Origin of the sequence: Metabacillus sp. KUDC1714 (assembly GCF_014217835.1) — a bacterium.
In the GTDB taxonomy this organism is placed as follows: domain Bacteria; phylum Bacillota; class Bacilli; order Bacillales; family Bacillaceae; genus Metabacillus; species Metabacillus rhizosphaerae.
The window spans coordinates 1910664-1923722 of record NZ_CP055263.1 but is presented as its reverse complement, the minus strand read 5'-3'; the positions used below and the strand labels follow the sequence as shown (position 1 = coordinate 1923722).

The 13059-nt window shown below is 35.4% G+C and carries 11 protein-coding genes, 2 pseudogenes and 1 riboswitch; of the genes and pseudogenes, 12 read left to right on the top strand and 1 reads right to left on the bottom strand.

The features are described from left to right. Positions 1-141: 141 nt before the first annotated feature. The 10 genes and pseudogenes from HUW50_RS09015 (at position 142) to mmuM (ending at position 9174) form a co-directional block, all read left to right on the top strand. The gene (locus HUW50_RS09015) at positions 142-1377 is read left to right on the top strand and encodes a S1C family serine protease (protein WP_066338692.1); all 1236 of its coding nucleotides are present in this window, start codon (positions 142-144) and stop codon (positions 1375-1377) included. A gap of 125 nt (positions 1378-1502) precedes the next feature. After that, the gene (locus HUW50_RS09010; protein WP_066338690.1) at positions 1503-1658 is read left to right on the top strand and encodes a CxxH/CxxC protein; all 156 of its coding nucleotides are present in this window, start codon (positions 1503-1505) and stop codon (positions 1656-1658) included. A gap of 85 nt (positions 1659-1743) precedes the next feature. Beyond that, a complete protein-coding gene (gene rlmH / locus HUW50_RS09005) occupies positions 1744-2223 on the top strand; it encodes a 23S rRNA (pseudouridine(1915)-N(3))-methyltransferase RlmH (protein ID WP_066338687.1) in 480 nt (159 codons plus the stop codon). A 200-nt stretch (positions 2224-2423) separates the two neighbouring features. Further along, on the top strand, positions 2424-3200 hold the full coding sequence (locus HUW50_RS09000; RefSeq protein WP_066338614.1) for a metal-dependent hydrolase: 777 nt from the start codon (positions 2424-2426) through the stop codon (positions 3198-3200). 212 nt (positions 3201-3412) lie between these two features. Beyond that, a pseudogene (locus HUW50_RS08995) lies at positions 3413-4182 on the top strand (isocitrate lyase/PEP mutase family protein). Between the two features lie 29 nt (positions 4183-4211). Then, positions 4212-4784, top strand: a complete 573-nt coding sequence (locus tag HUW50_RS08990) for a bifunctional transcriptional activator/DNA repair enzyme AdaA (protein WP_066338611.1) — start codon at positions 4212-4214, stop codon at positions 4782-4784. Further along, complete coding sequence (locus tag HUW50_RS08985) at positions 4771-5688, top strand: DNA-3-methyladenine glycosylase 2 (protein WP_185653856.1); 918 nt, start codon at positions 4771-4773, stop codon at positions 5686-5688. The genes HUW50_RS08990 and HUW50_RS08985 overlap by 14 nt, the downstream gene beginning before the upstream one ends. After that, on the top strand, positions 5672-6151 hold the full coding sequence (locus HUW50_RS08980; RefSeq protein ID WP_185653855.1) for a methylated-DNA--[protein]-cysteine S-methyltransferase: 480 nt from the start codon (positions 5672-5674) through the stop codon (positions 6149-6151). The genes HUW50_RS08985 and HUW50_RS08980 overlap by 17 nt, the downstream gene beginning before the upstream one ends. A gap of 494 nt (positions 6152-6645) precedes the next feature. Further along, positions 6646-6751, top strand: a riboswitch (SAM riboswitch). 85 nt (positions 6752-6836) lie between these two features. Beyond that, positions 6837-8246 carry an S-methylmethionine permease gene (gene mmuP, locus HUW50_RS08975; RefSeq protein WP_066338595.1) on the top strand — a complete coding sequence of 470 codons (1410 nt, stop codon included), beginning with the start codon at positions 6837-6839 and terminating at the stop codon, positions 8244-8246. Beyond that, a complete protein-coding gene (mmuM, locus tag HUW50_RS08970; RefSeq protein ID WP_066338589.1) occupies positions 8221-9174 on the top strand; it encodes a homocysteine S-methyltransferase in 954 nt (317 codons plus the stop codon). The genes mmuP and mmuM overlap by 26 nt, the downstream gene beginning before the upstream one ends. Before the next feature lie 213 nt (positions 9175-9387). On the opposite strand, the gene HUW50_RS08965 is transcribed toward mmuM, so the two are convergent. After that, a complete protein-coding gene (locus HUW50_RS08965; protein ID WP_083964763.1) occupies positions 9388-10995 on the bottom strand; it encodes a glycoside hydrolase in 1608 nt (535 codons plus the stop codon). Positions 10996-11620: 625 nt separating this feature from the next. On the opposite strand from HUW50_RS08965, the pseudogene HUW50_RS27045 reads away from it, so the two are divergent. Together HUW50_RS27045 and HUW50_RS08960 are read left to right on the top strand one after the other, a co-directional pair. Then, positions 11621-11769 (top strand): annotated as a pseudogene (locus HUW50_RS27045) (NAD(P)H-dependent oxidoreductase); the annotation flags it as partial. Positions 11770-11863: 94 nt separating this feature from the next. Then, positions 11864-12976: a CdaR family transcriptional regulator gene (locus HUW50_RS08960; protein ID WP_066338587.1), complete on the top strand. Its 1113-nt coding sequence runs from the start codon at positions 11864-11866 to the stop codon at positions 12974-12976. The last annotated feature ends 83 nt before the right edge of the window (positions 12977-13059 follow it).

The window sequence follows — 13059 nt, the reverse complement described above, 5'->3', positions numbered from 1 at the left end:
TTTGGAAAGATGGACACCTTTTCAGTGTGCCTCTGTCTAATTTTTGAGCAATAAAATAAAATCATCTTGGTTAATTTTAATTAGACAAGAGAATAATGTTGATTAGGTATACACACTATTCATGCAGCAGTATGGAAAGGGATGGTGATAGTTGTGGGCTATTATGATCAAGATTATGAAAACTATAATTCTAAAAGACAAAAGGGAAATCGCGGCGGATGGTTTTTAGCAGGATTGGTAGGAGCCATTTTAGGTGGATTACTAATGTTATTTGCTTTACCTGCTTTATCAAATTTCAATTTTTTACCTTATGATATGGATCTTAGCGGAGAAGTGGATCAACAAGAAGATGGTATAGCTTCAACTGGCGAGGTTAAAAATGTATCTGTTGAGGTAAACACGGCTATTACAGGTATAGTTGATGAGGTCTCAGATGCAGTTGTTGGAGTTGTAAATCTTCAAGAGGCAGGCTTTTGGAATGAAACAGGTGAAGCAGGAACAGGATCAGGCGTCATTTACAAAAAAGACGGCAAAAATGCTTTTGTTGTAACAAACCACCATGTTATTGCAGGTGCGTCACAAGTTGAGATTAGTTTAAGTGATGGTACAAGGGTTCCCGCTGAGATCCTAGGAAGCGATGAATTAACTGATTTAGCTGTATTACGTGTAGATAGTGAAAAGATCAAACAAGTTGCTCAATTTGGAGACTCGGATAAGGTAAAACCAGGTGAACCAGTCATTGCGATAGGAAATCCATTAGGTTTACAATTTTCTGGATCTGTTACACAAGGGATTATCTCTGGTACAGAAAGAGCCATTCCAATCGATTCAAATGGTGATGGTCAAGTGGATTGGAATGCAGAGGTTATCCAAACAGATGCGGCAATAAACCCAGGTAATAGCGGTGGTGCACTTATTAATATCGATGGGAAAGTGATCGGGATTAACTCAATGAAAATTGCTCAATCAGCAGTAGAAGGAATTGGCCTAGCAATTCCAGCAAATCTTGCAATTCCAATTATTGATGACCTTGAAACATATAGCGAAGTAAGACGCCCATATATGGGAATTGCCATGAGATCATTAAATGAAGTTTCGAGTTATCATTGGGAGCAAACATTAAAGCTACCTAAAGATATTGAATCAGGAATCGTTGTTATGAGTGTTGAACCAATTTCACCAGCAGCTCAAGCTGGTCTACAGGAGCTTGATGTGATAACTGAATTCGCCGGTCAAGAAGTGAAAGACATTATTGAGCTAAGAAAAATCCTATATAAGCAAGAGGTAGGAAACACGGTTGAATTCACGTATTATCGAGGCGGAGAAAAGCAAACTGGAAAGATGAAATTAGGGGAACAAGATGTACTAGGGAGCTGATCAATAGCTCTCTTTTTTTAAGTTGTGGATAAATACTCCAAGAGAATAGAATTTAGTTTGTGGATAAAATATAAACATGGTAAAACTATAACAGAACATCCACATGTGGATAAGGAGGAAGTTACATGTATTGTTGTGAAGATCATATTGAATTAGCGATTGATATGTATGTAGATGAAAAGGAATTAGCTCCAGAAATCGAAAAAATAGATAATAATAGCAAGTTATCCACAAGTTGTGAAATGTGTACAAACCCAGCTATATATATAGTGGGGAACTAATATTCGGTTGTTAATTGTGGATAACTAGATCGTGATTGTGGATAACCATATTAGAAAGAACTAGAGCTTGAAATGGGGAACATATGTGAATATTTCAATTGTGACAATTGGCAAGCTGAAAGAAAAGTATTTAAAGCAAGGGATTGATGAATACTTAAAACGTCTTTCAGCTTATGCAAAGATAGAAGTAATAGAACTACCTGATGAAAAGGCTCCTGAAAACCTAAGTGAAACGGAAATGGAGCAAGTAAAGGAAAAAGAGGGAGAGAGGATACTAAGCAAAATAAGTGATGACACACATGTCATTGCTTTAGCAATAGAAGGAAAAATGAAATCCTCAGAACAGCTCGCAAAGGATCTAGATCAGCTAGCTACATATGGAAAAAGTAAAATTGCCTTTGTCATTGGTGGCTCACTCGGTTTAAGCCATACTGTTATGAAACGGGCCAATGACAAACTATCATTTTCAAAGATGACGTTTCCACATCAACTAATGAGGTTGATTTTGGTGGAACAGGTTTATCGGGCCTTTAGGATTAATCGGGGGGAACCGTATCATAAGTAAATGAGGTCATTAATAGATGCTTTAAACTTTTTTACATGATTAGAAATAGCTCATTCAAAAAGGATTTGCTTCAGATGGGGAAATCCTTTTTGAATGGTTTCTAGTACTATAGCCTTGAACAAAGAGGGGAGACATGAATATACAACGAATTTTATATACATAGTATGTAGGTTTAATTATTTTTTATAGCGGGCTTTTCTATGAAAATATTACGTTTAGGTCATGCGATGTATGTATTTACAACTAAAAAGGGAAATCGGTATTTAGTCGACCCATTTTTTGATATGAACCCAGGTTGTCCAAGTGAGTATCAAACAGAAGAATTTTTGTCCAAGATTAATGGAGTGTTATTAACACATGGACACTTTGATCATACAAGCGGACTTGAAAAATTAAGAAAAGCTAACTCGAGTTGTTTAGTATTAGCACAATATGAATTAGCACTGATTTTAGGTCAAAAGGGTTTTGAAAATGTTTATCCTATAAATTTTGGTGGATCTTTAAATTTCGGTGACATAAAAGCTACTATGGTACCTGCTCGTCACTCATCTAGCTATGGTGAATTAGAAGGAAGCCCCATTTATGCCGGAGAATCAGCAGGGTATATATTAGATTTTGAGGATGATCATACGTTGTATCATTCTGGCGATACAATGATTATGACGGATATGAAACTAATTCAAGATTTATATCAACCATCTATTGCGATTCTTTCTTCTTCAGGTCAATTTACAATGGGCCCAAAAGAAGCAGCTTATGCAGTGGAACACTTATTAGATGTTAAATTTGTAATCCCAAGTCATACATTTCCTAGTGAAAACACAGCAGTATCACTAGAATCTTTAAATGGATTATTACAGGCATTTCCAGTTGTGGGAAATATGATTGGAAAAGATCATGAACTCAAAGATTATTTATCAAACCAACAAAAAACTGAGGTTGTCATTATTGGGTATGGGGAAGAAGTGACATTCTAGTAAAATATGATATTTAATGTTCCTTTTTTACTGCAGGTTTAAAACGATACAGTGACCTTATCACAAGTATAGAGAACATAGACTTTAGAAGTGAAGCAGAATATAGCTTCACTTTTTTTGTTTTTAAAACAGACCATATGAGCAAGAATGAGGACGAAATGGAGATCAATTACTTGTTAAAATGAGTCCAATAAACATTAGGAGGAAATAAAGTGAACAAGATTCAGGAATTCAATGAGATGCACTTTTCAAAGGATATATTATTTCTAGGCAACACCTGGGATTTACTTTCAGCCTTAATGCTTCAAAAAGCAGGATTCAAAGCAATTGGTACGACAAGTTGGGGTATCGCTAACTCACTAGGATTTGCAGATGGAGAAATGATTGATTTTGATAGACATTTGGGAATCATTAAAACCATAGCAGATAATGTGAAAATTCCAGTTTCTGCTGATATTGAAGCAAGGTAGGGGGAAGATATGCAAACAATTGTTGATAATGTGTTAAAGACGGCAGATGCTGGGGTAGCTGGCATCAATATTGAGGATTCACTCAAAAAACCAAAAGGGTTAAAAGAGATATCTAAGCATTGTGACCTTTTAAGTAATATAAGAGCAGCGTTAGAAAATAATGGTTATAGAAATTTTTATATTAACGCAAGAACTGATACTTACTTTCAAAGGCAAAATCCTCTTTTGGAAACAATTGAACGAGCAAAGGCGTACGTTGAAAGTGGTGCTAGTGGGATTTTTATTCCTGGATTAATAGAAGAGGATGAGATTAACAAAATCACAATGAATATTAGTGCTCCACTGAATGTATTATCTTTACCTGGACTAACAAATTGTAATAAGCTTAAAGAATTAGGTGTGAGACGATTTAGTTTTGGAAATGCCCTATCTGATAAAGTGATTGCTTATTTAGAAAAAGTGCTGGTGAATTACTAGAGTTTATGGATACTTCCCATTTGTATGAGAACTAGTACAAGTGCAGAAAGGATAGTGGAATGACATGGTGATTAATATCAATCTTTCATTTGAAGAGATGTGGGACAAAATCATCGCTTGTGATCGTAAATACGATGGTCTATTTTTTACGGCAGTAAAAACAACTAAAATATATTGCCGTCCTTCATGCAGATCAAGGAAGCCAAAAAAAGTAAATGTAGAATTCTACCATGATATCAATGGAGTTGAAGAAGCTGGTTTTCGTCCTTGCAAAAGATGTCAGCCAGAAGTTGAACAATCCCCGCATATTGAGATTGTCAGAAGGATCATTACCTTCCTAGTCAACCATTATAAACAAAATTTGATGCTAAAAGACATAGCGGATCAAGTAGGCTTAAGTCCCTTTTATTTGGAACGCTTATTTAAACAAGAAACCTCTGAGACTCCGCGTACTTATTTAGAAAAAATACGCATCGATAAAGCAGCCCATCTTCTTAAATGCACAGCTATGACAAACTTAGAGATTTGTTATGAGGTAGGATTCCAGAGTCCTTCCAACTTTTATAAAGTGTTTCGAAGCTTAAAAAACTGTTCACCTAGTGAATATCGAAAGGAATTCCTAAATGAATTGGATTGATCATGAATCTTATTTGGAGATTTATCCTCCTGAGGAATTTAATTTTGAAGAGTGTTTAATTTTATTAGGAAGGTCTAATCAGGAAGTGCTTCATCAAATTAAAGAGGGAGCTGTATATAAACTAATAAAAATTAAAGACTCTTTGATTTTATGTAAAATAGAATATATCAATAATTGCATAAATGTTGAATTTCCAATCAGGACTCCATCTATTCTCCATCGTAAAAAAGTGGGAGAGTATATTTGGGAATGGTTTGATTTGGCTCATGATTTAGAAATATTTTATCAAATGGCTAGTAAGGATAAAATTTTAAAGAAACTTGCGCATAAATATTTTGGCTTAAGGATTATGTGCATTCCAGATTTATTTGAAGCGCTAGTATGGGCAATAATGGGACAGCAAATTAATTTACCATTTGCTTACACATTAAAGCAACGGTTTGTTGAACAATTTGGCGAATTTATAATTTTCGAAGGACAAAGGTTTTGGTTATTCCCATCATTTGAAAAAATTGCATCCTTAGATATAGATGATTTAAGGAAACTTCAATTTACTACTAGGAAGGCTGAATATATCATTGGCATTGCTAAAGAAATGAAAAGTGGCAAATTAACAAAAAAATTATTGCTTCAGAAACAAGATTATCATCAAATACAAAAATCATTAATCTTGATAAGAGGTATCGGAGCATGGACGGCAGATTATGTGATGATGAAATGCTTACACCAAACCTCCTCCTTTCCAATTGCGGATGTAGGTCTTCATAATGCCTTAAAGAATCTATTAAGTCTTAAGGAGAAACCGACTATAGAAGAAATAGAGGAATATGCAGCAAATTGGGAAGGTTGGCAGGCGTATGCTACCTTTTATCTATGGAGGTCCTTATATGACAAAAATATATAAATTAGACTATGAATCACCGATTGGCGTGATAGAAATAATCAGTACTCATGAAGCCATCAGTTCTATACTGTTTTCTGAAGGGAATAAAAAAGAGAATTTATTACAAGCTGAAACACTTCCAGTTTTAACAGAATGCTACAACCAACTTGACGAATACTTTAAGGGCCATCGCCAAGAATTTACATTCCCATATCAATTTGAAGGGACTGACTTTCAAAAAACAGTATGGAATGCTTTAACAAAAATACCTTACGCTAAAACGGGATCTTATAAGGATATAGCTGTTTCCATTGAAAATAAAAAGGCGATAAGAGCAGTAGGGAGTGCAAATGGGAAAAACAGGTTAAGCATTGTGATCCCTTGTCACAGAATAATCGGTTCAAATGGGAAATTAACCGGTTATGCAGGAGGTCTATGGAGGAAGGAATGGCTGCTTCAACATGAGAAAGCTCATAACATTTAAGAGCTTTAAAGTACTTCATTTAGAATCGTTAGGATGAACCGTACCATAAGTATAAGTAAATGCGGTTTGGGGAGTGACATGGAAATTGGCTTTATTAATGAAAGTAAATAGGTTTTTAACATAACTTATCTAGAATTTATGAAATCTGTTTCATAATATAGCAAAGAATAAATGATCAAAAATTCAATGTGAAAACAAGGTAGGCGGAGTGGAGATATCGATACAAAGATCCAACCGACACCTTCCATTGATTCAAGGTTAGATATATGCGTTGTGTAGCAAGTTGGGTCGTCCTTTTTTACGAAAGATCGTTTGAATCTTCATTAGTTACCCTCTGTTTAATCCCAATTTAAAATGAAATGATTTAATGATCTATTCTTCAATTATATTTTTTTACTTTGCCAGCTGTGATTATTATAAATATTCGAAATTCTCTAACTATACAGAAGTGTATTGACAATTTTTTCATAGGTTGATAAGGTTAAAAAAATTATTTCTTATCCAGAGAGGTGGAGGGACTGGCCCTATGAAACCTCAGCAACAGGTCTACTAAGACACTGTGCTAACTCCAGCGGGTGATGAATCCTTGATAGATAAGAGCCTAAGTTTTTATTTGTCAGTAAAGCACTCTATTTTCAGAGTGCTTTTTTGATTTTTTCTGGATGTAAGATAAAGGAGAGTATGAATGGAGAACGAAAGTAAACAAGAATTTCAAAGAAAAATGCAAGCACGACATTTAGTAATGCTATCGCTTGGTGGAGTGATTGGAACTGGATTATTCTTAAGTTCTGGTTATACGATTCAACAGGCTGGTCCAATCGGCACAATTCTCTCATATTTAATTGGAGCATTAGTGGTTTATCTAGTCATGCTTTGTTTAGGTGAACTTTCAGTACATATGCCTGAGACAGGTGCGTTTCATAGCTATGCAACCAAATACATTGGTCCAGGGACAGGGTATACAGTAGCTTGGTTATATTGGCTAACCTGGACTGTTGCATTAGGTTCGGAATTTACGGCTGCAGGATTGCTAATGCAGCGATGGTTTCCATCAATCAATGTTTGGATATGGAGTGTTCTATTCGCAATTGTGATCTTTGTATTGAATGCTCTGACTGTTAAGCTTTTCGCTGAATCCGAATTCTGGTTTGCATCTATAAAGGTAATAGCAATTGTGATCTTTATTATTTTAGGAGTAGCAGCAATGGTAGGTTTTATTCCAATGACTAATTCGCAACCAGCACCATTCTTTACCAATTTTGTGAGTGCAGGTTTATTTCCTAATGGTGCTTTTGTAATTATAATGACGATGCTTGCAGTGAATTTTGCATTCTCGGGAACTGAATTAATAGGAATTGCAGCAGGAGAAACTTCAGATCCAGAAAAAACGATTCCAAAGGCAATTCGTACAACATTATGGAGATTGGTGATCTTTTTTGTAGGAACTATCGTTGTATTATCTGCGTTATTGCCTATCTCGGATGCAGGAGTATTAGAGAGCCCCTTTGTTGCAGTTCTTGAACGAATTGGTGTGCCATATGCAGCGGATATTATGAACTTTGTTATTTTAACAGCTATTTTATCTGCTGCAAACTCAGGTCTATATGCATCTTCTAGAATGCTTTGGTCACTTGCAGATAAGAAGACTATATCACCAATTTTTGCAAAATTGACAAAACGAGGTGTGCCTATATATGCAATCATTTTCAGCATGTTAGGCGGTGGTTTAGCTTTGTTATCAAGTATTATTGCACCAGATACTGTATACATAGTGCTTGTATCCATTTCGGGGCTAGCCGTGGTTGCAGTTTGGATGAGTATTAGTGCTTCACAGTTTCTATTTCGCAAACAATTTATAAAAGAAGGAAATTCAGAAAAGGACTTGGTCTATCGTGCACCATTATATCCTCTAGTACCAATCGTTTCGTTTATACTTTGCCTTGCTTCATGTATTGGAATTGCATTTGATCCTACACAACGCATTGCGCTGTATTGTTGCATTCCATTTATTTTGTTTTGCTATGGAAGTTATTATATAACACAAATTTTAAAGAAAAGGAGAGTAGAATATGTCGAACAAAATCAACCCAATTAACGCTATTTTACGCGATCATTCAATCATGATTCTGGACGGTGCTCTAGCTACAGAGCTTGAGCAGCATGGGTGTGAATTGGACGATCCCCTTTGGTCTGCACGTGTTTTACTTGAAAATCCAGAATTGATTTATCAGGTTCATTCAGACTATTTTCGTGCTGGAGCAGACTGTGCGATAACTGCAAGCTACCAAGCTACTATCGATGGTTTTTCCATGCGTGGTATCCAAGAAAAAGAAGCTTTGGAGTTAATTAAGAAAACGGTATTACTTGCAAGAAGAGCAAGAGATGATTTTTGGAAGGAAGAGATGCAAACGATTAGACCAAAGCCATTGGTTGCTGCATCCATTGGTCCTTATGGGGCTTACCTTGCAGATGGTTCAGAGTATGTAGGAAATTATGGTGTTACAGATGAAACATTAGCAGAATTTCATCGTTCAAGAATGTCAGCGTTGATTGATGCAGGTGCTGATCTATTAGCATTTGAAACGATTCCTTCCCTGCAAGAAGCAAAAGTATTAGATTCATTATTAAAGGAATTTCCAGAAACATATGCTTGGCTAACTTTTTCTTTGAAAAATGAGAAAGCGATAAGTGACGGTACATTGCTCGAGGAGTGTTCGAGAGTGTTTGAGGACAGTAAGCAAATTGTTGCAATTGGTATCAATTGTGTACCAGTATCATTTGTCACAGAATCCATCAACGTGTTAAGTGCTAATACCAAAAAACCGATTATTGTTTATCCGAACTCTGGTGAAACCTATAATCCAGAAACTAAAACATGGCATGGTCAAGAATCATGTAACGGACTCGAATATGAATCTAAAGAATGGTACCATGCAGGGGCGCGTATAATTGGAGGATGTTGTAGAACAGCACCTCATCATATTGAAGAGATTTCAAAAAAATGGAGACCTTCTGAGGATTAAAATTAGTATATGAAAATCAATAAAACTACTGGACAATAGACATTTTTCAAGGGGTTCAATATACATCTATACTAAGGAACAATCTTTAGAAAATATATTAATTGTATTTGAACAAGCCATTAAAGAAAATAATAAAGAGAATGCCGGATTTATCTAATTCTTAACCGGCATTCTCCATTATATTGTGAAATTTTTTAATCTGACCTATTTATATTATTGAGCTACTAATGTGACGATAGATCTAGGTGGTACATTAAATGTTTTATTGGCAGGGAACAAGTTTAGCTGTTCTAGGTCATAGTTTTCAGAAGTCACATATGGTTTGAATTGTATAGCTCCTTTATTTCCTGGTAGATCATCTACATTAACATTCACCGGTTTTGTTTCATTACTGTTATTTACAAGTACAATAGAGAGCTGAGTATCTTCCTCGTGATAATACGCTGAACCCATTAGGCCATCCTTATCGTTAGCTCCTTGTAAGTCGACTCTATATGCCCCTGGTCTAACAAACCGACTGTAATTACCTAACGCCCATAGTAACTTAGATTCGATGATTGTTTCTTCATCCCCTGGATTTAAGTAATCCGTATAGATCAAACCATCCTTGTAATCATATGGTGATACAGATAGCCACCATTGCCATGCTGAGGCTTGTGTTTCCACCATGTCATAATGAATGACTCGAGCAACATCGAGTGCAGTTTGTATCGATAGGTCTCGACCATGTCCATGACCTCCCAAAATGCAGTACTCTGACATCCAAATCTTTGCATTAGTATTATATCGATCTATATTTTCCCGTACGGATTTTCTTAACGGAATTAGTCGATCCTCTCCTGAAAAGTAATCAGACCAATATGCATGTGCACTAATTTTGTTTCCAATCATCTCACTGATTTCGGGGTCCCCTAAGAATTCTTTAATATATTCTCGGTACTTCCCTGGATATGTACCGCTAGCATTTCCACTACTATATTGGCTATCGCTACCTGTAAATTCAGAGTATATATCGTCATCAAGTAATGATGTATATTCTACAGCTTCTGGTGCGTCAATTTCAGTTTCAATGTCTCGGTTTTTTAGTTCATTATTTAATGCTCTTATTACTTGCTTCATATCCTCTATATTGTAACGATTTCCTTCTTGCCCAGCATAGTTCCAATCCCATGTAGGCTCATTAATCGGACTTATATAGTTAAACGGCAATTGTTCTTGTTCAAAATGTTCTAATACATCAGCTAAAAATTTTGCATATTCATCAATATTTTCTTCTTTTAAATTTGTGCTACCTACACTAGGGTCAGGTTGCCCATGTCCATTCTTTGTCATCCATACAGGCGGACTATTCACAAATGCAATAAATTCTTCAACACCTCGTTCTTTTGCCGCTTGGAGAAACCATTGCTGACCAGCTTGTTTATCCCAATCATAAGGTTCCTGTTCTGCTGTTTTAAAACTTTCTGTTCTCCTAAAGCGATCTGTAATAATTTCTTTATCTGTCAATTCACTACCTGCGCCAATATTAAAACGCCATAGCGATAAACCAATTCCTTTATCTTGTGAGAATAGTAAATCGGCAACTTTGTTTTTGTTTTCTTCTGACCATTCGGAACCAATTGGATCTAAAGCCCAAGCACCAGAAGCGCCGAATCCATCAATTTCCTGATATTTCTTTTCTACATTTATATCAATTTCTTGAGCGATATTGCTATTAGGAACTGCTAAATTGTTTTCTTTTGCGTTACTAACCGTTGAGCCAAGTAATAAAAAACTTAGTGATAAAGCCAATGGAAATTTTAATTTTTTATTTTTTGTCATTATTTTCTCCTTTCAACTACTCTTTTTAACTTAAAACTAGTCGACCTAAAGTAATTTGAGTGATTTTTATTTACCACCTCCTTTAGCGAACGGTAATATAGTTAACTTGTTTTTATAGATGAAGACAGTATAAAAAAGTATATAAACGAATCTACTTATCTTTTTAAGGAATGGATATAATTTTCTTCAAGAAAAGGAAATAAAATGAAACCCGTTTCATTTTAGATCTCAAAAACTAAAAGGTATGATATAACTAAGAGGTAAAAAAACTTGAAGTAATAGGTATGCCTATGACCAAGTAATAGATAGTCGACATAGCGAAGTAGGGGTTCTTAAAGTTTCTATCTTTTAATAGACGTATCTATACTATTTTCATAGCAAACTAGAAGTTAAAAAGTGAATTTCCTTTCACATATACATCCTAATAGGGAGATTGTATAAGTTGAAATGAAACCGATTACAAAATAAATAATACCATAAGGTGGAAGGTCTTTTCAATCCCTAATACAATTATATACAGTACGATATAATACTTTTAAATAAGATTCTTGAAAAAATATTGAGCCTCATCGATTAGAGATAATTGGAGTAAATTAACTATCAATCGATGAAGCTCTTGATAGTACATAAAGTTCTAATGAAAAAAGCATTATTAATTTTGTGGGAATCAAGAAAGTGAAGTTCTTTGAATTTGGGAATATGGAAAATCCAAATGGAAATCAAATGAAAAAACTAGAAAAGATTTATAATTATTTTAAAAGGCTAGATCACTAGGAAAACTCGATACCTCATTTAGATAAGTCAAGGAAACCCTATCATAAGTAAATATGATGTTTTAATGAAAGAGCAGGAAGGCAGGTAAACAAGCATGCAATTTTTAACCTATGAACTGGCTCAGGAAATTGTTGAGCGTACAATGAAAATTTTAAATAGAAATATAAATGTTATGAATGGTGAGGGAGTTATCATAGGATCCGGAGATAGCGAAAGGATTAATCAACTCCATGCTGGTGCTCTTCTCGTCCTTAAAAAAGGAGAAAGTGTTGAAATAGATAGTTTTAGGGCTGTGACAATGAAGGGTTCTAGACCTGGAATCAATTTACCTATACGCTTTAGTAATCAAATTGTTGGTGTTGTGGGTATTACAGGGGAGCCAGAGCAAATTCGGAATTATGCCCAGCTTGTAAAAATGGCGGCAGAACTAGTTTTGGAGCAGTCGTTTTTGCTTGAGAGGGTGCAATGGAAGCAAAGACTTCAAAGTGAGATTGTGAATCAGCTTATTTCAGAAGAAGGATTGAATGAGGAATCAATAAAAGAACGTGCCGGATTTCTTGGGATTAATTTAGAACATCCAAGAGTTGCTATCGTCATCGAAAAACGAGATTATACAGAAATCTCTAATCAACTAATTAGGTCAGTTCAGTATGAAATTGGTAAGGCTGATTTAATCGGTGTTACTTTTAACGATGAAATAGTCATTCTTAAAGCAGCAGCTGTTAACGAGTCCGAAAGGGATTTACCACCGTTATTAAAACGATTGCTAAAAGTATCAGGCGGCAAGGTCCTTATTGGAAGTGGAGGTCTGGCCGAAAACATAAAAGAATTAAAATCTTCATTCTATCAGGCGAAAAGAGCAATTATGGTAGGCAACAAGCTACAGCCTGATACGAGCTTCTATCAATTCGACGATTACCAATTAGAAATAATGCTGGCAAAATTGGTCCAGTATGAAGATAAAAGTATCTTTTCCTATTACCATCAGCTGCTAGATCAAGGTAAGAAGGGAGAACTGGCCGATACGCTGGAAGCCTATATAAGGGAGGGGGGAGAATTGAACAAGATTGCAGAAAGTTTGTTTATCCATCGGAATACCCTAAGGTACCGTCTTGAGAAAATTTCAGAATTGACAGGCAAAGATCCACGAAATATAAAAGATTTAATTGAATTGTATATGGCAAAGCTGCTGCATGATATTAGTTGATTGTGCATATGCACAATTAATGTGATTTTTTTAAGCTAATATTTTATCATCTTTCACAATGTAATCACACAAGCAAACGCTTA